16 protein-coding genes are annotated in these 24012 nt (G+C 35.8%); 1 reads left to right on the top strand and 15 read right to left on the bottom strand.

Annotation, left to right across the window (positions count from 1 at the left end; genetic code table 11):
* Window positions 1–49: 49 nt before the first annotated feature.
* The 13 genes from ABD077_RS06900 to ABD077_RS06840 all read right to left on the bottom strand — a co-directional run bounded on the left by ABD077_RS06900 (window position 50) and on the right by ABD077_RS06840 (window position 19186).
* The gene (locus ABD077_RS06900; RefSeq protein ID WP_343911609.1) at window positions 50–1987 is read right to left on the bottom strand and encodes a trehalase family glycosidase; all 1938 of its coding nucleotides are present in this window, start codon (window positions 1985–1987) and stop codon (window positions 50–52) included.
* 14 nt (window positions 1988–2001) lie between these two features.
* Entirely contained in the window at window positions 2002–3720 is a 1719-nt protein-coding gene (locus tag ABD077_RS06895) for a sodium:solute symporter (RefSeq protein WP_343911608.1), read from the bottom strand.
* A gap of 205 nt (window positions 3721–3925) precedes the next feature.
* Complete coding sequence (gene queG, locus ABD077_RS06890; RefSeq protein ID WP_343911607.1) at window positions 3926–4852, bottom strand: tRNA epoxyqueuosine(34) reductase QueG; 927 nt, start codon at window positions 4850–4852, stop codon at window positions 3926–3928.
* Between the two features lie 5 nt (window positions 4853–4857).
* On the bottom strand, window positions 4858–6189 hold the full coding sequence (locus tag ABD077_RS06885; RefSeq protein WP_343911606.1) for a cytochrome P450: 1332 nt from the start codon (window positions 6187–6189) through the stop codon (window positions 4858–4860).
* 21 nt (window positions 6190–6210) lie between these two features.
* Complete coding sequence (ruvB, locus tag ABD077_RS06880) at window positions 6211–7233, bottom strand: Holliday junction branch migration DNA helicase RuvB (protein ID WP_343911605.1); 1023 nt, start codon at window positions 7231–7233, stop codon at window positions 6211–6213.
* Window positions 7234–7366: 133 nt separating this feature from the next.
* Window positions 7367–9187, bottom strand: coding sequence for a cytochrome c oxidase subunit I (locus ABD077_RS06875; RefSeq protein ID WP_299894965.1), 1821 nt, complete (start codon window positions 9185–9187; stop codon window positions 7367–7369).
* A gap of 48 nt (window positions 9188–9235) precedes the next feature.
* Window positions 9236–10312: a cytochrome c oxidase subunit II gene (locus ABD077_RS06870; protein WP_343911604.1), complete on the bottom strand. Its 1077-nt coding sequence runs from the start codon at window positions 10310–10312 to the stop codon at window positions 9236–9238.
* A gap of 32 nt (window positions 10313–10344) precedes the next feature.
* Window positions 10345–11691, bottom strand: a complete 1347-nt coding sequence (locus ABD077_RS06865; protein WP_343911603.1) for a quinol:cytochrome C oxidoreductase — start codon at window positions 11689–11691, stop codon at window positions 10345–10347.
* A 45-nt stretch (window positions 11692–11736) separates the two neighbouring features.
* Entirely contained in the window at window positions 11737–12384 is a 648-nt protein-coding gene (locus tag ABD077_RS06860; protein ID WP_343911602.1) for a c-type cytochrome, read from the bottom strand.
* Window positions 12385–12389: 5 nt separating this feature from the next.
* Window positions 12390–12929 (bottom strand): DUF3341 domain-containing protein, encoded by a 540-nt coding sequence (locus ABD077_RS06855; protein ID WP_299603561.1) that lies wholly within the window; start codon window positions 12927–12929, stop codon window positions 12390–12392.
* 4 nt (window positions 12930–12933) lie between these two features.
* On the bottom strand, window positions 12934–14667 hold the full coding sequence (nrfD, locus tag ABD077_RS06850) for an NrfD/PsrC family molybdoenzyme membrane anchor subunit (protein WP_343911971.1): 1734 nt from the start codon (window positions 14665–14667) through the stop codon (window positions 12934–12936).
* Window positions 14668–14701: 34 nt separating this feature from the next.
* Window positions 14702–17809: a TAT-variant-translocated molybdopterin oxidoreductase gene (locus ABD077_RS06845; protein ID WP_343911601.1), complete on the bottom strand. Its 3108-nt coding sequence runs from the start codon at window positions 17807–17809 to the stop codon at window positions 14702–14704.
* A gap of 54 nt (window positions 17810–17863) precedes the next feature.
* Complete coding sequence (locus tag ABD077_RS06840) at window positions 17864–19186, bottom strand: c-type cytochrome (protein ID WP_343911600.1); 1323 nt, start codon at window positions 19184–19186, stop codon at window positions 17864–17866.
* Window positions 19187–19410: 224 nt separating this feature from the next.
* Here ABD077_RS06840 and ABD077_RS06835 point away from each other — a divergent pair, with 224 nt between their 5' ends.
* Complete coding sequence (locus ABD077_RS06835) at window positions 19411–19863, top strand: SPOR domain-containing protein (protein WP_343911599.1); 453 nt, start codon at window positions 19411–19413, stop codon at window positions 19861–19863.
* Window positions 19864–19936: 73 nt separating this feature from the next.
* Here ABD077_RS06835 and infB read toward each other — a convergent pair whose 3' ends face one another.
* Both infB and nusA read right to left on the bottom strand, forming a co-directional pair.
* Window positions 19937–22729 (bottom strand): translation initiation factor IF-2, encoded by a 2793-nt coding sequence (infB, locus tag ABD077_RS06830; protein WP_343911598.1) that lies wholly within the window; start codon window positions 22727–22729, stop codon window positions 19937–19939.
* Between the two features lie 44 nt (window positions 22730–22773).
* Window positions 22774–24006, bottom strand: coding sequence for a transcription termination factor NusA (gene nusA, locus ABD077_RS06825; RefSeq protein WP_343911597.1), 1233 nt, complete (start codon window positions 24004–24006; stop codon window positions 22774–22776).
* Window positions 24007–24012: the final 6 nt, after the last annotated feature.

Genomic DNA, 24012 nt, shown 5'->3' with positions numbered 1-24012 from the left:
AGAAGTTGATATTTTTTTATGAAATAAATTACGAAATTATCAATTACAACTACCTTTTGTTAAAAATTTCATTAGGATCTACCAAGTCGTCTAATTGCGACTTTAATTTTTCATTTAAAATACTTAATCCTAATTGATATGAAGCATTCATCCATCCAAATCCACTTGGAGTGATATAATCGAATTCAGTACCTACATTGCCATACTCTGCATATACCTTGTGTGTGCATTGGACAACATCATATTTTTCTGGGATGGTTCCGTTATAATTAACCGCATTTTTAGTAATCATCCATAACCAACGATATACTAATTCCTGAGCTTCTTTTTCATAACCGTAATTCATTAATCCTCTCCATATCATCATCTGATGTGGAGCCCAGCCATTAGGATAATCCCATTGACGTTGTGGAGCATTTGGATCCTCTTTGTTTGCAATATCTGTAGTTGCAGCTACTCCACCTTTCTGCACTAGCTCATGGAATAAATTCTTAACTAAAGATTCTGCTTGCTCCTTAGAAGATAATCCAGCCCATAGCGGATAATAATTTGTGGCAGATTCAATTTTTTGTTTTGTTTTAGTAATAAAATTGTAGTCGTAATATGCTTTTTTCTCAGGATCCCAAAGCAAATCATTCATCAACTTTTTTCTTTCTTCAGCTTTAGACAACCAATATGAAGATGTATAGCCCTTATCATTTATTGTAAACTTATCATCATAGACTTCTTTGATTAAATAGGCAATATCTTGCTCATACTTATACAATAAACTATTAATACCCACAGTATTTAAATGAACACAAACATCATCCAATCGGTTAGATGTATCATGGCCACTCTCTCTCATCGAGCGATCATGTGTAAAATACAGATCCAATTCCTTGTCTACAATCTCTCCCGAATCATACTTCTCTGTAAATTCTTCTAATGTTAAACTATGCTTCTTAGCAAACTTATTTAATATGAAATCGAAATGACCTTCCTCGGTTTCTGGAGGGATTCCAATTCCTTCTCCATAAAAACGACTCAAACCTGTATCAGTTAGACGTATTCCTTTCGCCATCCATATAGTTTCATATTCTTTGATAATCATTTTTAGATTATCTGATAACCATTCTCTAGACACTGAAGGGTTTTGCTGATAAATTTCTTTTACTAAAGAACTGAAAAATGGTGGTTGTGTTCGTGTTAGATAATAGCTTCTATTTGCATTTAAAATCTTACCATAATGTTCTATCTGGTATCCAAAATTATCTGCCATCGACATTGCCAAATCAGAACGACCATCAATCAGCAGACCAATAGATTCGAAATAACTATCCCATCCATACATCTCATTAAATCTTCCGCCAGGAACTACAAAAGGTTTTGCAGTATAATTCCCTTTTTCATCAGTATAATGATCTAGATTAAGAATACCTGACGCGTTATTTAAGGTTTTCACATATGCTGGTGTTATTTTTTCTGGTAAGGTGATTACTTTTAACTTAGGGATTTCTGTTTTTATAGACTCAAAATACGCGATAGCCTCTTTATCATTAAATGGAACATATAATCGGAAGGTATCGGTTTCGGACTTTGTATCTTCTAAAACTACTGCCAGTCCTTTTTTATCTACCGATCTGGTTAGATTATCCCAATATCGTGTTTTGATTAATCTTGAAATTCGATCACTTGGGGATTCTGTAACTTTATCCAAGGATATAGTATCATTCTTTCCTGCAATTGCCAGTTCCTGAAGCAAATTAGACAAATGATAAGTTCCTTCTACTACATTAGTCTCTCCATTGGCATTTACAAATTCAAACTTTTTAGAACCCTTGTCATCTACTGTGATCTTTTTATCTCCATCAGTATCTTCCTGAGAAATAAGTTGATCCAATAATACATCATGACCTAAATATTCAATCTTTTCCTCATTCTTGCAGTTAACCAATACTAATGAAAACACAACGATTATAAAATGTTTTAATCTAAACTTCAGCATACTAATTATTTATGTTACCAGAAAAAACCAACTACTACGGCAGTAATTACCAGAAGAATTACAGACAATATTCTATAATTTTTGTACCAAGGTAATCCAACCAGTTCTTTAGATTCCTCAATAAACATTTCACGTTTATATGTATATTCTTCTATTTGAGCCTCCGATTGCGGTTTAGTAATTAAACTTACTACTACATGTAAAAATATGCATATAATAAATAACCAAGTAGCTTTTGCTAAAAAGTGCAATTCATTTACCTCGGGAACCCAATCAAAAGTTTGGGATAGAATCATCAAAACAGCTAATGAGAAACCGACTAGTAAACTTACTATAGAACCATTTCCGTTGGCTCGTTTCCAAAAGAGACCTAATACGAAAGTTGATACTGCTGGTGGACATGTATACGCAATCACTAACTGCAAATAAGTCCATAAAGAATCACTAACACTTTCTATAAATGGCACCCAGGAAATCGCCAAAACCACAAGAATGATTGTCGTGATTTGTCCTACTCTTACCAATTGTTGACTCGTAAGATCTGGTTTTATTTGTTTTACAAAATCCATAGTAACTAACGTGGAAGCAGAATTAAATGTTGCTGATACCGAAGACATCATTGCCGCCATCAAACCTGCAACTACCAATCCTAACACCCCAACGGGCAATAACTGAAATAACAGAACAGGATACGTAAGATTCGGACAATCAGCGAGATTATCACAGATGGAACCATCTGTCAAAGCGTAATTCAAACTGGTAATATCCAACGTACTAAATAATAGCAACGCTAATACTCCTGGAACTACCATGATAAAAATCACAGGTAATTTTAGTAATCCTGCAAACAGGGCTCCCCAACGTCCATGATTTAGATCTTTTGCTCCTAAAACTCGTTGTACCATAAACTGGTTATTTGCCCAAAAATAAAATCCTAGTAATGGCACTCCTGTGAGCAATCCCCACCAAGGCATAAACTCGTCATTATCTGGTCGCACTAAACTGAAAACTTCATCCGCATTAGAAGGGATATATTTACCTTCTGCCAACCGATTTCCAAAATCTACCTCTCCTTCGGATAACATACTATCTAACTTGGCCATCATCCCGGACCAACCACCTCCTAATTGGTCAAAAGCAAAATAGGTAAGCAAACAAGAGCCTATGATCAACAAGACTGCTTGTATAACTTCAGTCTGTATCACAGAATTTAATCCTCCAGGAATTGTGTAGGCAGCTGCAGCAACCGCTAATATGACAAGAATTAAAGTAGAATCCATAGATGGGAACAACAAGGTTAACACTATTTTACCTACATATAATCCAGCAGCGGTATCCACTAAAATATTACCTACAACCGTAATAAATGAAAAATAATATCTAGATCTTTTATCATACCGCCGTTCCAAAAACTCTGGCATGGTATACACTCCTGATCGAAGATAAAATGGTAAAAAGAAAATTGCAAAAAAGATCAACACTACTACCGCGTACCATTCGTAATTGTACACATTAATATTTGTTTGATATGCATCTGATGCCAAACCTACTAATGTAGAACTGGAAATATTTGCAGAGAACAATGCAATTCCAACAATAGGCCAAGTCATTGTTCTACCTCCTAAAAAATAGTCCTCGGAACTTCCTCGTTTTGATTTGGAAATTCCGTAAATAATAATTCCGATGAGATATACTACGATTACCGCAATATCGATATAAGATAATTCATTCATGTGTGAAATGTTTAATGCCTTTCCTAACTGCTAGTCTAAAGAGCTTCCAATTTTTAAGCATTTAGAATATGGAAATCTTACAAATTTTAGACAAACCTTGATGAAGATACAAGTTTCTCTTAAAAATATTGATTTTTTAGCACCAAAAACAGCTAATATGATATATACAACCGTTTGTATTATGAATTTTTCAGGAAAAAACGAACTAGTCCTTCAAAAATTGAATATTCCTATTAAGACCGGAAAATTTAGTTCTTTTTACAGCAGATTTCTGAAAGACTTTCGAAAACACCTCTTGCGTGATCTCTTCCCAATCTTTTTTGGACATTTCTAGCAATTCTGGCTTAGGATTAAAAAGAGGTTCGTTATGAGGTTTAGAAAAGCGATTCCATGGGCATACATCCTGGCATACATCACAACCAAACATCCAATTATCGAATTGCCCTTTATACTCAGTAGGGATCTCTTCTTTTAGCTCAATTGTGAAATAAGAAATACACTTACTACCATCTACCACATATGGGTTAACTATAGCTTGTGTAGGACATGCGTCGATACAAGCTGTACACGTGCCACAATGATCAGTAACAGGAGTATCATAATCTAATTCGAGATCAATGATTAGCTCTGCTATAAAGTAAAAAGAACCTACTTGTTGAGTTAAAAGATTACTATTCTTACCAATCCAACCTAAACCACTTTTTGCTGCCCAAGCCTTATCGAGAACAGGCGCAGAATCCACAAATGCTCTTCCATGAACTTCTCCTATTTCTTCGAAAATAAACTCTTGAAGTTCCTTTAATTTCTTTTTAATCACATGATGGTAATCCTGCCCATATGCATACTTGGAGATTTTAGGCGCATTCTCATCTTTTTGATGATCTGACGGAAAATAATTAAGTAGCAGTGATATTACACTTTTAGAATCTGGAACTAACAGTGTAGGATCTAATCGTTTATCAAAATGATTTTCCATATAGGACATTTGTCCGTGCATATTTTGATTGAGCCATTTTTCTAATCGAGGAGCTTCTTCTTCTAAAAATTCAGCTTTACTAATACCACATGATAAAAACCCAAGACGTTTGGCCTCATCCTTAATCAAACGGGTATGTTGGGCTCTATTTTTCAAGAAAATTATCTTTCTTCGAATTTTAAAATCGCATTTACTGGCTTCAATGTGATAAGTGGTTTAATTTCTATTTCGGAGATAGTGGTAGTTATTTTATATTTCTTCACTAATTCACTAACCGCATATATCATTTCATACATTGCAAAATTGCTTCCTACACACATCCTTGGTCCTGCTCCAAACGGAAAGTACCAATCCGAATATTTCTTTTTATTATCCGAATGAAATCGATCTGGATTAAAAGCGAGAGGGTTTTCCCAAAAATCTTTATGCCTATGTATTTCGAAAAATGAAATTAATACTGTAGTTCCTTTAGGAAGATTGATATTTTCATACTGATCATCTTCAATACTCACACGATCCGAAAAATATGCTGGAGGATACAATCGCATAGATTCTTCAATACACTGAGCGGTGTATTTACTCTTTTCGAATTGTTCCATTAACGATAACTCTTCCCCTTCTGAAATACTAATTTCGTTGTACACATTTTCCTGAATTTGTGGATGCAGCGCCAACAAACTTAGACAAAAAGATAAGGCATTGGATGTAGTTTCGTGTCCTGCTACAAATAATATTAATATCTCATCTATCAACCTTTCATTATCCATATAGCTACCATCTTCATACATAGAGTTTAGTAGCATATCCAATAAATCATCATACGTTTCTTTTGATTTACGCCTATCTTCGATAATCTTATGAAGTATATCTCTGGCTTCTTGTGTTAGGGTGAGCGTACTTCTAATTTGACCACTTAAATGAAACCACCATCGTTTATAAGGTTGTCTTATTTCTCTTATTAAGGATTGCTGAGCAGCTTCAGTAATATGCTGTAATCTGGCCATAGTGTTACCTGTATCTGTATAACTAAATAACGACTTTGCAACTACTTTAAACGCCAAATCATTCATTAAAGGGTATACATCGATTGCTTTATCTGGAACAATTCTGGCAAGCTCTTCATCAATGGTTTGCCTAATTGTCTTAGCGATGATATCAATCTTTTTCTTGTAAAAAGCGGGCTGTATGAGTCTTCTCTGTTTTAACCAATGTTCTCCATTAGAAGTTAAGAGACCATTACCAATATACTTTCCTAAATCTTTTGTTTGAAGCGGCGATTTATAGTATTTGCGATGTTGATTTTGTAACATATGCTTAGCAAAACCAGCATCTCTAGTAAATATAACAGAGTTTCCAAATCCCAAACTTACCTTAAAAACATTTCCGAATTTTTTAAAGTTTCTATGATGAAATGGTAATGGATTACTTAAAATCTGTTTTGCATTTCTAAGTACCTTAAAAAAAGACACTTTAGGAATTGATGTGTTTTCCATGATACAACCTTTAATTCATTATCAAAACAAACCACCTTGAATGCCTCCTTTTATCCTACCTAAATGTTTATAAGCAGCTTCGGTAACTTCTCTACCTCTTGGAGTTCTCATAATAAAACCTTGTTGAATCAAAAAAGGCTCGTATACTTCTTCTATAGTTTCTGCGCTTTCACTTACAGCTGTAGCCAAGGTTGTAATTCCCACAGGACCACCTTTAAACTTATCTATAAGTGTAATAAGAATCTTATTGTCCATTTCATCCAAACCATGTGCATCCACATTAAGAGCTTTTAAAGCAAATTTCGAAATTTCAATATCTATCTTACCGTTTCCTTTAATTTGTGCAAAATCACGTACCCTACGAAGCAATGCATTGGCAATTCTTGGTGTCCCCCTACTTCGTCCAGCTATTTCTATTGCAGCTTCCAAAGAAATAGGAACGTTAAGTATATGAGCACTTCTTTCTACGATAGTAGCTAATAACTCCGTGGTATAATATTGCAATCTCGATTGGATTCCAAAACGAGCACGCATTGGCGCCGTTAACAAACCAGATCGTGTAGTAGCGCCCACTAAAGTAAATGGATTTAGATTAATCTGAACCGTTCGAGCATTAGGACCACTCTCAATCATAATATCTATCTTATAATCTTCCATCGCCGAGTACAGGTACTCTTCGACGATAGGACTTAAACGATGAATTTCATCTATAAATAATACATCACGATCATCCAAATTAGTTAATAATCCTGCTAAATCTCCTGGTTTATCCAATACAGGGCCCGATGTAACTTTAATACCTACACCTAGTTCGTTTGCCAAAATGTGCGCTAAGGTAGTTTTACCCAAACCTGGAGGACCATGAAATAAAGTATGATCCAAAGCTTCATTCCTAAGGTTGGCTGCCTGAACAAAAATTTTAAGATTCTCTAAAACCTGATCCTGACCAGAAAAGTCTTCAAAGGCCAACGGACGTAAAGCTCGTTCTATATCCAGATCTTCATTAGAAAAATTTTCATTTGATGGATTAAGGTTTTCATTCATTCGTACGATACATTATAGCTACATTTTAAATCATTATTTGATTTCTCTATAGCTTCCACAAATATACTAGAAAAAGAAAGAGCCTTTTCATAAAACTGAAAAGGCTCTATATATTATTGAAGTTATTTATCCATTAATGATGTAACTCCTCTTCATCATCTTGCATTGGCGTAATCTGCGACACCCAATCTTGTCCTGGTATTACATACTCTCCATCTTCTCTAGTCTTACTATAATCATAAGGCCATCTATAAACGTGAGGAATCGCTCCAGGCCAGTTACCATGTATGTGCTCTACTGGCGTAGTCCATTCCATCGTATTTGATTTCCATGGATTCTGAGTTGCTTTCTTTCCATAGAAAATAGAATGTATAAAATTATATAAGAATACTAACTGCGCTGCTGCTGTAATTAAAGCAAAAACAGTAATCAGTACATTTGTATCTGCTAAATCATCAAAATATGGGAATGCACTATTTGTATAATAACGACGTGGTAAACCTGCCATTCCGATAAAGTGCATTGGGAAGAATACTCCATATGCTCCAATTGCTGTTACCCAGAAATGTACATATCCAAGATTCTTATTCATCATTTTACCATACATCTTAGGGAACCAATGATATACTCCAGCAAATAAACCATACAATGCAGAAATACCCATTACTAAGTGGAAGTGTGCCACTACGAAATATGTATCATGTACATTGATATCTAAAGTACTATCTCCTAAAATAATTCCAGTAAGACCTCCAGTAATAAATGTAGATACCAACCCTATCGAGAACAACATAGCCGGATTAAACTGCAAATTACCTTTCCACAACGTGGTAATATAGTTAAAAGCTTTTACCGCAGATGGAATTGCAATTAATAAGGTTGTAAATGTAAATACCGATCCCAAAAATGGATTCATTCCTGAAATAAACATATGGTGACCCCAAACTATTGTCGATAAAAATGCAATTGCCAATATAGAAGCAACCATCGCTCTGTAACCAAATATAGGTTTACGAGCATTAGTTGCAATAATCTCGGAAGTAATACCTAAAGCAGGTAACAATACAATGTATACTTCAGGATGCCCTAAGAACCAAAATAAATGCTCAAATAAAACCGGAGAACCACCTTGATTGTGCAATACCTCTCCTGCTATATAAATATCACTTAAATAGAATGAAGTTCCGAAACCTCTATCCATAATCAGTAATAAAGCTGCTGATAATAATACTGGGAATGACACAATACCAATAATTGCAGTTACAAAGAATGCCCAAATAGTAAGAGGCATACGTGTCATAGACATCCCCTTAGTACGCAAGTTAATAACTGTTACTACGTAATTCAAAGATCCTAACAATGAAGAAGCAATGAATATCGCCATAGATACTAGCCATAACGTCATACCAGTACCAGAACCACCAATTGCCTGTGGAAGTGCGCTTAAAGGAGGGTAGATTGTCCATCCAGCAGAAGCAGGACCTGCCTCAGCAAAAAGAGACAATACCATAATAACACTACTAAGGAAGAATAACCAATAAGACACCATATTTAAGAATCCTGACGCCATATCTCTTGCACCTATCTGTAATGGAATCAAAAGGTTACTAAACGTTCCACTTAAACCAGCTGTAAGTACAAAGAATACCATGATCGTACCGTGGATTGTTACCAAAGCCAAATACATACTTGGATCCATTTGCCCACCTTCTCCAAACTTACCAAGTAATACTTCAAAAATCGTAAACTTGTGATCAGGCCACGCCAATTGCATTCTAAACAATAAAGACATTGCGATCCCAATGATCCCCATTATCAACCCAGTAATCAAATACTGTTTTGAGATCATCTTGTGATCTTGACTAAAAATATATTTAGTTATAAAGGTCTCTTTATGGTGATGCCCGTGATCGTGATCTTCTGCATGACCATCTACGTGTGCTATTGCTGACATACGATTATACTTTTAATAAAAATTTATAATTTCTCTTTTTCTTTCTTCTTAATTACTTGCCTGAGCGGATATCTGTTCTTTAAACGTCTTCTGCTCTTTTAGCCAAGTATTGTAATCCTCTTCGGATTCAACAACAATTTTCATTTGCATGTTGTAATGAGAAGCTCCACAGATCTTATTACATAACAAGTAATAATCAAATTCATAATTCTCCAAAGCCTCATCACCTGCTGCAACTAATTTCTTACTCTTCTCTCTTCTGATTTTGTTTATAGTTGCTACTTTTTCAACCATAAACTCACTATTACGCATCTCTTCGGACGTCATTATTGGAGTATAAGAAAACTCAGTAATCATTCCTGGAACAACATTCATTTGAGCTCTAAAGAAAGGCATATAAGCAGAATGTAAAACATCCTGAGAACGCATTTTAAATATCACCTTTCTATTCACTGGAAGGTGTAACTCATTTACAATTTTATCATCCATTCCGTAAGAATCCGAAGCATCTAACCCTAACGTATTTACTCCTTCGATAAAACGAACATTAGCCTTACCAAGTACATTATCTTCACCTGAATATCTTGCTCTCCAATCAAACTGGTAAGCATATAACTCAATAATTAATGGATCACCTTCTTCTTCATCAATATTCATGATATCAGTCCAAGTAAACAATCCGTATATAATTAAACCTGCTAATACAATTACTGGAATAATTGTCCAGATAAACTCTAATTTATCATTGTCTGCAAAAAATAATGCTTTGTTATTTTTGTTTCCTCTATACTTGTATGAGAAAAAATGTAAAAGTCCTTGTGTGATAATCTGAACAAACATTATCAACACCATTGAAATCAACATCAATCTATCATACTCTATACCGTGCTCTGATGCAGACTCTGGCAAGAAAAAACTGTTATATTGTACAAAACAAAAGATTGTTAGGACGTATATAAATATAACAAAAGCAAGCATTAATTTACCCTGAAGGTTATTATCCTTATCATTTGCTACTTGAGAATTATCAGCACCTTTTACTTGCGATAACTTTAATATTTTAGACATCTGCCATAAGGAGATTCCAACTAGTGCTATAACTACTATGGTTAAGAATACAGTCATTTTTATCTATCTTCTTTTTTACAATCTAATTTTTAATAATGAAAGTGTTTACTTTCTTCAATATAAGGGTTACCCTTAGCTAATAATGGCGCTTTAGTAAGTGCTTTAAATACTACGAATAGGAACAAACCTAAAAACAATAACACAGCACTGATCTCTGAGATTCCAATAAACCAAGACTCTCCTACCGATGCTGGCATCACCATATTAAATACGTCTATATAATGCCCACATAAAATTATAATTCCAGCCATAACTACAAACCAATTAATACGTTTGTAATCACTATTCATTAAGACTAATAATGGGAATATAAAATTCATTACCAACATACCAAAGAAAGGTAATTTATAATCCTCTATACGTGTAATGAAATAAGTAACCTCTTCTGGAATATTTGAATACCATATTAACATGAACTGAGAGAACCATAAGTATGTCCAAAATATACTAACTCCGAACATGAACTTAGCCAAATCATGAATATGACTATTATTTACAAACTCTAAATAACCTTTTGATTTCAAATAAATAGTGATCAAAGCGATTGTAGTAATTCCTGAAACGAATAGTCCAGCAAAAACGTACCATCCAAATAATGTACTAAACCAGTGTGGATCAAAACTCATTATCCAATCCCAAGAAGCCATCGATTCCGTATAAATAAAGAACACAAGGAAACCTGCTGATATTTTAAAACTTTTCTTGTACCATTTGTTACCAGTACTATCTTCGTCTTGCTTTCTAGAATACTTCACAGCAAAATGGCGATATAAAAACCATCCTCCTAAGAAAATTGCTGCTCTAATTAAGAAGAACGGAACATTCAACCATCCTTTTTTACCGTCAATTAAAGCATCATACTTTTCATTTGAAGGATCTAATAAATCAGCATCCATCCAGTGGAAAATATGATTCATATGAAATCCTGATAATGCCAAGATCACAAATAATATAATACCACCTGGAACAAGATAGGCGGTAATAGCTTCCATTACTCTAAATAGAACTGGTGACCATCCCGCTTGCGCTGCAAACTGAATAGCGTAAAAAGCTAAAACACCTAAAGCTATCATGAAAAAGAAGAACGCCGCCACATATAATGCTGCCCATGGCTTATTTTGTAATTGATGTAATGTATGCTCATAGTGAGCATCTCCACCATGTGCATCTTCATTTCCATGCCCATTAGAAGAGTGAGCATCAGCTGTTGCGTGCGTATCACCATGACCATCACCGTGTGCATCGTGTCCTGCCATCATTTCTTTAACGTCTTCGATAGTTTTTGGTGTGCTTAAAAACCCAGTTGTTAATCCCACTAATCCAACAACCATCAAAATGATAGAAAATAATCTTAATTTACTTGATAGCGTATACATATTTATATAATATCGTTATTCTTAACTTTTAAAAATTGCACCAAATTAATGTGCGTTATCTTGCTGTTCTTCTGTTGTCTGTTCTGCAGTTTCTACAATCTTTGGAGCTACCACATCAGTATCTATGCGAACTGGTTTACCTTCTAAATCTGCTTTTAACTTCTGCACATACTGAACAATTTGCCAACGCTCGTGCTCACTTGTTTGAGAAGCATACGATCCCATAGAATTAATACCATAATACATTACATGATAAATACTTCCTTCAGTAATTGCTCTTCCAGCATCATCATAACTAGGTACACCTAAAATCTTTTCTCTTTTTACCAAAGTTCCTTTTCCATCACCTTTAGCTCCATGACATATTGCACAATAAATATCATACAACGCCTTTCCTTCCTCTTCATTCTCTTTAGTGTATCGTATAGGATTCTTTAATGAATCTTTAGCCATCTGATAACCTTCCGGAGCATTTTTAAAATCATAAGGCATCCAACCTCTAGGAATAGATCCTTCTACTGGTAACATAGCCTCTTGACCTCCTGGAAAAACCTCATACTGACCATAGGTTTCATAACCTACAGGCGCATACATATTAGGCATATACTGATAATTAGGCTTTGAATCCTTTTTACAAGAAACAATACTAATCATCATTATTGCGACTACTATTATATTTAAACTATTCTTCATTATAACTAATGGTTATCTTCTTGCTTATCTATTACTTTAATTTCTACAGCTCCTGTGTTGCTTAAAAAGTTGGTCATCTTATCTACATCGTGATGACTAGCATCTATTTCCATTAGGAAATGATCGTCTGTAGTTCTTACATCAGGATTTTCTGCTTCTTTAAAAGGCCATAATTTACTTCTCATGTAGAAAGTAATTACCATTAAGTGTGCTGCAAAAAACACAGTAAGCTCAAACATAATTGGAACGAAAGCTGGCATGTTTTCGATGTAACTAAAACTTGGTTTCCCACCAATGTTTTGAGGCCAATCTTCGATCATAATGTAGTTCATCATTGTGATTGCAACTGTAAGACCAACACATCCATACATAAACGATGTAATTGCTAATCTTGTCGGAGCTAATCCCATAGCTTTATCTAAGCCGTGAACTGGAAAAGGAGTATAAACCTCTTCTATATGATAATGCTCAGAACGAACCTGCTTTACAGCGTCCATTAGGACATCATCATCTGTATATAATGCATGTATAACTTTAGATGCCATACTTCTAATTGTTTTTTAATTTTTCAGCTTGTCCAGCCCAATCATCGCGTTGCGCTCTTCCTGGAAAAGAACCTGTAATACTATCTAATAAATTGTATTCTTTTTCGGTCATTTTACTTACTTGATCAAAAGTAAATATCCCTATTTCATTCAGTTTCTTTTCCATTACTGGACCGATACCATTAACCTTCTTTAGGTCATCGGCAGTTTGAGTACTAGCGTCAAAAGTTCCTAAATTACCCAGTAAACTATCTATGTCTTCCTGACTAGCTTCTTTTACTTCCTCTACTTTATCTTCAACTTCTTCAGCGGTGATTTTAGCTTCCACTTTAGGAAGTTCATCTCTATGATCTATCCCAGCCTCTCTAAGCTTTTTGTATTTCTCTCCGGAAGACTTTAATATTGTTTTCACCTCTGCTTGCGCAATTACTGGGAATGTGCGAGCATATAACAAGAACAACACAAAGAAGAATCCAATCGTACCGATAAATATTCCTATATCTACAAATGTAGGAGAGAACATCGTCCAAGATGATGGTAAGTAGTCTCTATGAAGAGAAGTAACAATAATTACGAAACGCTCAAACCACATTCCTATATTTACCACTATAGAAATTATGAAAGAGAACATAATACTTCTTCTTAGTTTAGGGAACCACATAAACTGTGGTGAGAACACGTTACATGTCATCATCGCCCAATATGCCCACCAGTAAGGTCCTGTTGCTCTGTTTAAGAATGCATATTGTTCATACTCCACTCCAGAATACCATGCAACAAATAACTCTGTTATATAAGCCACCCCAACTATAGAACCAGTAATCATGATTACGATGTTCATTAATTCTATATGTTGAATAGTGATATAGTTTTCTAGATTAGACACTTTTCTCATAATGATCAAAAGTGTGTTCACCATTGCAAATCCTGAAAAAATTGCTCCCGCAACGAAATAAGGAGGGAAGATTGTAGTATGCCATCCAGGTATTACTGATGTTGCAAAGTCAAAAGATACAATTGTATGTACAGAAAGTACTAATGGTGTTGCTAGACCTGCAAGTACCAAAGACACTTCCTCAAAACGTTGCCAATCTTTTGCTCTACCGCTCCATCCGAAGGATAGGATACCGTATATTTTCTTGTTAAAAGGAGTAATCGCTCTATCTCGGATCATCGCAAAATCAGGTAATAATCCAGTCCACCAGAAAACTAATGAAACTGAAAGATATGTTGATATCGCAAATACATCCCAAAGTAGTGGTGAGTTAAAGTTTACCCATAAGGATCCAAACTGATTTGGAATTGGCAATACCCAATATGCTAACCATGGACGTCCCATGTGAATAATTGGGAATAACCCTGCCTGAATAACCGAGAAAATGGTCATCGCTTCAGCAGATCTGTTAATCGCCATTCTCCATTTCTGACGGAATAATAATAGTACAGCTGAAATCAGTGTTCCTGCGTGACCGATACCTACCCACCAAACGAAGTTAGTGATATCCCAGGCCCATCCAACTGTTTTATTTAATCCCCAGGTTCCGATACCTGTGGAAATTGTATAAATTATACAACCTATTCCCCAAAGGAAAGCAACAAGGGCAATTGAAAACACAATCCACCAAGATTTGTTTGCTTTACCTTCAACTGGCGCAGCAACATCCACTGTTACATCGTGGTAGGTTTTATCACCAGTTACTAAAGGTTTTCTTATAGGTGCTTCGTAATGAGACATAATCCTTTATAATTGAATTGATTCTTTATTTAGTTAATTAGGCTTCTGTTGTATTTCTTACTTTCGTCTGATACATCACGTTTGGTTTTGTACCTACATGCTCAAGTAAGTGATACATTCTATTATCCTCTTTTAATTTGGCTACTTTACTATCCTTATCGTTGATATCACCAAAAGTCATTGCTCCCGAAGAACAAGCAGCTGAACAAGCCGTCTGGAATTCTCCATCTTTAATCACTCTACCATCTCTCTTTGCATCTAGAATAGTTTTTTGTGTCATTTGGATACACATAGAACATTTTTCCATAACACCTCTTGATCGAACAGTAACGTCTGGATTTATTACCATACGTCCCAGATCATTGTTCATATGATAATCAAACTCATCGTTTTCATTATATAAGAACCAGTTAAATCTTCTTACCTTGTAAGGACAGTTGTTTGCACAATATCTGGTACCTACACAACGGTTATAAGCCATATGGTTTTGTCCTTGTCTACCATGAGAAGTTGCCGCAACTGGACAAACTGTTTCACAAGGAGCATGATTACAATGCTGACACATTACTGGTTGGAATGCTACTTCAGGATTATCTGAAGGAACTTCCATTTCACCAAATTCCGATAACGAACTTCCTAATCCAGAGATTGCATCTTTTTTAGCATTATCACCTTCAAAAGTTTCTTGAGAAGAATAATAACGATCTATACGTAACCAGTGCATATCACGTGATCTACGCATTTCTGATTTTCCAACAACAGGAACATTGTTTTCTGCATGACAAGCAATCACACAAGCACCACATCCTGTACAAGCATTCAAATCTATAGAAAGATTAAAATGATGTCCTACAGAACGATCAAATTCATCCCAAAGATCTACTTCTGGAGAAGTAACCTCATATTCAATATGATTTTTACTTACTTCAGGAACAGCATTCCAAACATGCTTATCTTTCGTATTAAAGATCTCTAAAGTAGTTTCCTTGATAATATCGCCTCGTCCCATTAGCGTGTTGTGTAACTGCACACAAGCAAACTCATGAGTACCCTCAGCTTTCGCCAAAGTTACAGACTGTACTGCATTCTGATTTTGATACAAAGTAAAAGCATTAACCCCTACTTGCATTTCTTCTTTCAGTCCAGCAGTCTTTCCATATCCTAATGCCAAACCTACCGAACCTTTGGCCTGACCTGGTTGGATTATTACTGGTGCAGTAACATTAACACCGTTAACTGTTACTGTCGCATAGCTACCATTTAACGCACCGTTAGCAACATTTTCATTGATAAGTCCTAAAGACTCAGCATCAGCTCTAGATACCGTTAGGTAATTATCCCAAGAAGCTCTGGTTATTGGATCAGGCATTTCTTGTAACCAAGGGTTATTCGCCTGCTGACCATCACCTAAAGCTGTTTTTGTATATAAAGTAAGCTCTAATCCATTAGCCTTAGCTGTTGCTAATCTTCTGGCTGCAGCTCCTACATTAGGACCTGCTGGAGTTTCTTCTACAACCTCTCCTTCTGGAGTATTTATTGCTTCTTCTAAAGATTCTTTTGGTAATATTGGTTTCACCAACACTCCATCATGCAATGCTTGACTCCATGAAGTTCCACCTAGAACTCCAGTCCATGCATCTTTAATATAATCATTAAAAGATGCAGTATTTCCCGTCCACTTTAATAAAGTTTCCTGAAATTGTCTTGTATCAAACAAAGGACGAATAGTTGGTTGCATCAAACTATAACTTCCTTTCTTTAACTCCACATCACCCCAAGACTCTAAATAATGAGGTGTTGTAGCTATGTAATTACACGCTGAAGCGGTTTCATCATTATGCATACTGAAAGCTACAGAAAGATCTACTTTTTCAAGACCATCTTTAAATTCCTGAGCATTCGGCAATGAATATGCTGGATTAACACCAGCAATTAGTAACGCTCCTACACGTCCTGCATTCATATCTTTTACCAACTGCGCTACTGCTTTCGAATCACCTTGACGGATTTTTCGAGGTGTATTTTCATTAAACGCTTTACTATTAATATGCTTGTTTATCGCTAATACTAATAATTGAGCATCTACATCTTGAATTCCAGAAACAACAACAGCATTACTGCCCGCTTTCTGAATATGCTTAGCGGCTTTCACTACTTCCGCATCTAATGCAGCATCCAACGCTCCTTTAGAACCAGCTCCCGTTACATATTTGTATAATGCTGCCAGAACCTGTTTTTGTTGAGTAGGCGTTGCTTGTATTCTATTATCTGCATTTGCTCCAGAAAGAGACATATTTGCCTCAAACTGAATATGCTTTGACATCTTACCATTTTTCGGAACACGTCCTTGCGCATATCCTCCATCATATCCACCACCTTGCCAATCTCCAAGAAAATCAGCAGCAATACTAACTACAGTATTTACCTTAGAGAAATCATAATCTGCAAGTGCTCTTTCTCCATACATCATTTCATAAGCATCCAATGCTTCACTGTAAGAAACTGAATCATAAACTACCTGAGAAACATTAGCATACTTCGCTTTAAATTCTGCAATTAGTTTTGAAGTAGAAGGACTTGCAAAAGTTTGCGTTAACAAAACAATCTTCTTACCTCCAAGACCATTTAATTTAGCACCAACTTCTTTATCAAGTTCACTCCAACTAATATCCTCTGCGCCTTTCTTAGGACCTTTCAATCTAGAGCTGTCATATAATGACAATACCGAAGCATGCACTCTAGCGTTTGCCTCTCCATTAGAAGTAGCCAGATTATTATTTTCAACTTTAATTGGACGACCTTCTCTAGTTTTAATTAAAACACTAGCGAAATCAAAACCATCAGCAATAGTAGTTGCATAGTAGTTGGCAACACCAGGAACAATTCTATCTGGTTGCACTACATATGGTATTGACTTAATCACTGGGCCTTCACACGCTGCTAATGATGCAGCTGCTGTACTAAAACCTACATATTTAAGAAAATCACGACGTGTAGTCGAAGAATTCTCCAGAGATGATTTATCTCCTAAAAACTCATCCGTAGGAATTTCCTGAACGAATTCATTTTGTTGTAGCGTCTCAACAATAGAGCTATTTTCATTTAGCTCTTCAACACTTTTCCAGTATTTCTTGTTTGATGACATATAATTGATATTAGCTTCTTACTTATTTTTTCGTTTAAACGAATAAATTATTTATTAATAGTGGCACTTACCACATTCCAAACCACCCATCTGAGCAGCTGTTAATTTATCCACTCCATACTTCTTAGACAATTCTGCATGTATCTTCTCATAGTACTCATTTCCTTCCACCTTCACATTAGTCTCTCTATGACAGTTGATACACCATCCCATTGTTAGCGGAGCATGCTGATACATAATTTCCATTTCTTCTACAGGACCGTGACATGTCTGACACTCAATACCTGCCACACTTACGTGCTGTGAATGATTAAAATATGCGAAATCCGGCAAATTATGTATACGAACCCATTTTACTGGCTCTGTCTTTCCTGTATACGCTTGTTCAGCTTCATCCCAACCAACAGCTTTGTATAGCTTTTTGATCTCACCATCATAAAACTCTTTAGAATATTCATCGGTAGCAGTGCTTTCTGCAACTTCAGCTATAGATTTATGGCAGTTCATACAAACATTTAAAGAAGGAATTCCCGAATGTTTAGAAACTCTAGCGGAAGAGTGACAGTACTTACACTCAATCTTGTTGTCACCAGCATGAATCTTATGAGAATAGTGTATTGGCTGAATTGGCATATATCCTTGATCAACACCTACCTGCATTAGATAACCATATACAAAATAACCACTTGCAAGCAACACAAATATCGCTGACACTAATACTAAGAATTGATTCTGCACAAAAGCTTTCCAAATTGGAGTTTTTGCTTCTTCTTCAGCAAACTCAACACCATTAGCTTCTGCGAAACTTCTTAATGTTTTATTCACTAAGAATAGTACAACCACCAACATTAAGAACACTAATACCAACGCTCCTAAAATAAGAGTAGTAGAAGCTCCGTCTCCAGACCCACCCTGTCCTTCACTTGCAACTGTAGCTGCAGCAGCCTTGGGCTCAGCTTTAGGAACCATTACATAGGCCAAGATATTATCTATATCGGTATTGGTCAATTGTGGAAATGCATTCATCGGAGTTCTTTTGTACTCCTCATAAATAGCAACCGCTCTTGCATCTCCAGATGCGATCATCGCTGCACTATTTTTTACCCAAGAATAAATCCATTCTCTCTCATACTTATCAGCAACTCCAAAAAGTGCTGGACCTGTCATTTTCTTATATCTTTTGTGACAAGCAGCACAAAGCGATTTAAACAACGCTTCTCCTTTTGCTACATCTCCACCAGTGGCAGATTCAGCGGTAGCCGCTTCAGTTGTTGCTGCTTCTTCCTGAGCAAAAACTGGATTCATTAAAGAGAATAAAAAAACAGTTCCTAGAAGTAGGAGTTTTGAGGCTGAATTTCGGTATTTCACCTGTTTCATATTATAAAGTAGAATTATCGTCTAAATTTTGGTATGGTTTTTTCGTTATTCTTAAAAAAACGATGCAAAAACCACGTCCATTTAATTCGACAGCAAAAGTACTACAATAAGTCGATTTTAGAAATGTTAGCGAACTGTTAAGTGCTAATTTATAATAATTCTAAATAATATTTTTAAAGGATTTTGAGTTATTAAACTTTACCTTTGTATCAAATCTATTTGTAATGAGAATTTTAAACAAAAAAAACAGCGTTTTCGTATTAGGATTTTGTTTTGTTGGGATGAACTTTTTGAATGCGCAGGATTCCACAAATTCTAACAATCCTACTGTTTTTACCACAGTAGAAATAGCTACTCCTGCAGAACCAACCGTAACCATAAATCAAGACCCAAGAATACAACAACTTCTGAATATCAAAACAAAAATGGACAAAGAAGGTGTTTTAAGCGAAAATTACCGAGTGCAATTATTTACCGGCGATCTTAAAGAAGCAAATGAGGTTCAAAAGAAAGCAGAAACAGCTTTTCCTCAATGGAATTCAGAAATAGTTTACGAAACCCCTAACCACAAAGTATGGATAGGCAATTACAGAAGTAAGTTAGAAATGGACAGAGCTCTAAAAGAAATTAAAAAAGAATTCCCAACAGCTTTCCCTTTCAAATTAGGAAGAGATTAATCACAATAAGGATTTAACAAACAAAAAGCCCGATCATTTTGATCGGGCTTTTTACTTATATCGCTCTTAAGTTCTATAACTTTTTCTTTACGGCAACTTCCTGGAATGATTCGATGATATCTCCAATTTTAATATCGTTATAATTTTTGATTTGCAATCCACAATCATAACCTTTAGAAACCTCCTTAACATCATCTTTAAATCGTTTCAATGAAGCTAATTCACCAGTATACACAACTACACCTTCACGTATTAATCGTATTCCTGCATTTCGAATGATTTTTCCAGTCTGTACCATACAACCTGCAATAGTACCAACTTTAGAAATCTTAAATGTTTCTCTTATTTCTGCAGTACCTGTAATCTCTTCCTTCATAACTGGAGAAAGCATTCCCTCCATCGCATCCTTAAGATCATTGATAGCGTCATATATAATAGAATATGTTCTGATATCAATTTCTTCCTTATCTGCAACCTGACGAGCATTTCCTGCTGGTCGCACATTAAATCCAATAATAATCGCATCAGATGCAGAAGCTAATAACACATCACTTTCTGTAATTGCACCAACCGCTTTATGAATAATATTTACATGAATTTCTTCAGTAGACAATTTCTGGAAAGAGTCTGTCAGTGCTTCTACAGAACCATCCACATCTCCTTTAAGAATAATATTCAATTCTTTAAAATCACCTAAAGCAATACGACGTCCAATCTCGTCTAATGTAATATGTCGTTGTGTACGAACAGACTGTTCTCTGTGTAACTGTGCTCTTTTAGCTGCAATATCCTTAGCTTCTCTTTCATCTTCAAGAACACTAAATTTATCACCCGCCTGAGGCGCACCATCTAATCCTAATATAGAAACAGGTGTAGAAGGCCCAGCTTCTTTCACATTCTTACCTCGTTCATCCTGCATCGCTTTTACCTTACCACTGTTCTTTCCTGCCAACACATAATCTCCCACACGCAGCGTTCCAGTTTGAACAAGAATTGTAGAAACATATCCTCTACCTTTATCCAAGAATGCCTCTACAACGGTTCCTGACGCCAATCTATCTGGATTAGCCTTCAACTCTAATATTTCCGCTTCTAATAAAACTTTCTCTAAAAGCTCCTTAACTCCTTGACCAGTTTTAGCAGAAATATCATGAGATTGTATTTTTCCTCCCCAATCTTCTACTAATAAATTCATGGAAGCTAATCGCTCTTTAATCTTATCAGGATTCGCTTCTGGTCTATCCACTTTATTGATAGCAAATACAATTGGTACACCAGCAGCCTGAGCATGACTGATCGCCTCTTTTGTTTGTGGCATCACATCATCATCAGCAGCAATTACTATAATTGCCAAATCCGTAACCTGAGCACCACGAGCACGCATCGCTGTAAAGGCTTCGTGACCAGGAGTATCTAAGAAAGCAATTTTCTGCCCATTTTCTAACTGAACTCCATAAGCACCAATGTGCTGTGTAATTCCACCACTTTCACCAGCGATTACATTTTCTTCACGGATATAATCCAGCAATGATGTTTTACCATGATCTACATGACCCATTACTGTTACTATAGGAGCTCTTAAAACAAGATCCTCTGGAGCATCTACAATTTCCTCAATTGCGTCTTCTACATCAGAAGTAACAAAATCTACTTCATATCCAAATTCATCTGCTACTATCGAAAGTGTTTCTGCATCTAAACGCTGATTCATAGTTACCATAATACCGAGTGACATACATGCCGATATTACTTGCGTAGTAGGAACATCCATCATCGTGGCAACCTCAGAAACCGTTACAAATTCTGTAACTTTAAGAACTTTACTTTCTTGTTCTTGTTGAGCCACATCATCCTCCGCCTTCTGACGGTGTTGATCCCTCTTATCTCTACGATATTTTGCTGCTTTAGATTTTTTAGATTTCCCTTGAAGTTTTTCAAGAGTCTCTCTTACCTGCTTTTGTACTTCTTCTTCGCTTGGCTCTTCTTTTACTATAGCAGGACGCTTTCCTTTATTATTTCTATTACCCGGACCGCGATTACCTTGTCTATTACCTGGACCACGGTTTCCTCCTTGTCTATTTCCTGGACCTCCAGGTTTAGAGGCACCATCCTTACTTATTCTTCTACGACGCTTTTTAGCGTCTCCGTCAGCAGATTTATCAGATTTATCTTCTTTCTTTTTTGCTGGTTTTTGAAACTTGGTTAAATCAATCTTCTGCCCTGTAAAATTAGGACCATCTAATTTCTTATACTGTGTTTCTACCTTCACTGGTTCTGCTGGAACTTCAGCATCCTTTGCCACAGGTGTTTCTTTCTTTTGATTTTGTTGCTTGACAGGTTTAGATGCTTTCTTTTGCTCTAAATCTATAGAAGCTACCTTGGCAATCTTTATACCTTTTTTCTCAGGTCGATTTGACACAACCTCAGGCTGTTTAGGTTTTTCTACTACCTTCTCTTCTTTTGGAGGCTCAACTACTGCTTTTTCCTCGGGCTGTTCAGCAGTTTTCTCCTTCTTATCCAATTCAATCTTACCTACTTGCTTAGGTCCACTTAATTGGGCTTTAGCTTTCACAACTTCGCGAGCCTCAGCACGCTTACGTCGCTCTTCTTGCTCTGTTTCGATCTGTACTCGAAGCGCCTCCTTCTCTTTCCTTTTTTCCTCACCAACCTCTTTTGAAGCTACCTTTTTACTTTTGTCTGTTTGAAACTCATCAAACAAAAGCTGATAGATCTCCGAAGAAATCTTAGTGGTAGGACGCGAGTCTATCTCATGACCTTTTGAACTCAAAAAGTCAACAGCCCGATCAAGCGAGATATTGAATTCGCGTAATACCTTATTTAATCTCATTGTTTTTGCTTCAGCCATAAATGCCCTTTATTTTATGCTCAAATATAAATTAATTGAAGTTATTAATCTTCAAATTCTGATTTTAATATTCTAATAACTTCACCAACAGTCTCTTCTTCGAGGTCTGTTCGCTTTACTAAATCTTTAATATCTTGTTCTAAAATACTCTTAGCGGTATCTAATCCTATTTTAGCAAATTCTTCTATAATCCAAGAATCAATTTCATCTGAGAATTCAGATAACTCTACATCTTCTTCCACACCTTCCCTAAATACATCTATCTCAAAACCAGTTAATTGACCCGCAAGCCTAATATTATGTCCACCACGTCCAATTGCCTTAGAAACCTCTTCTGGCTTTAACATAACCTCAGCTCTAGAACCCTCTTCATCTAACTTAATAGAAGTTACTCTTGCTGGACTTAATGCTCTAATAATAAAGAGCTGTAAATTATTCGTGTAATTTATCACATCAATGTTTTCATTACCCAATTCCCTAACGATTCCATGGATACGAGAACCTTTCATACCTACACAAGCTCCAACTGGATCAATTCTATCATCATAAGAATCCACAGCCACTTTTGCTTTTTCACCAGGAATTCTAACAACTTTCTTCACCGTTATAAGACCATCAAACACCTCTGGTATTTCTGACTCAAACAACTTCTCAAGGAATAAAGGAGAAGTTCTCGACATTATAATTGCAGGCTTATTACCTTTTAATTCTACAGATTCAATTACCCCTCTTACATTCTCTCCTTTTCTAAAAAAGTCAGAAGGTATTTGTCTATCTTTTGGTAAAATTATTTCATTTCCTTCGTCGTCTAACAATATAATAGCTCTGTGTCGAATGTGATGAACTTCCGCGGTGTATATCTCTCCTTCTAATTCTTTAAACTGCTTATAAATGTTAGTATTATCATGTTCATGAATCTTTGAAATCAAATTTTGACGTAATGCTAAAATAGATCTTCTTCCTAAGTCAATCAATTTAACTTCCTGAGATACATCTTCACCGATTTCAAAATCTGGCTCAATTTTTTGAGCTTCTGAAAGTGAGATCTCCTGATTCCCATCTTCTACCTCTCCATCTGCAACTACCACACGATTTCGCCAAATCTCTAAATCCCCTTTATCGGGATTTATAATGATATCGAAATTATCATCACTACCAAATTTCTTTTTTAGTGCATTTCTAAACACATCTTCCAAGATCGCCATTAGCGTAACACGATCGATTAACTTATCATCCTTAAATTCTGAAAATGATTCTATTAATGCGATATTTTCCATATCAAT

The organism is Aquimarina litoralis, assembly GCF_039523995.1.
In the GTDB taxonomy this organism is placed as follows: Bacteria; Bacteroidota; Bacteroidia; order Flavobacteriales; family Flavobacteriaceae; genus Aquimarina; species Aquimarina litoralis.
Note: the sequence above shows the minus strand (reverse complement) of the source record. Positions and strands in the feature narration are given on the sequence as shown.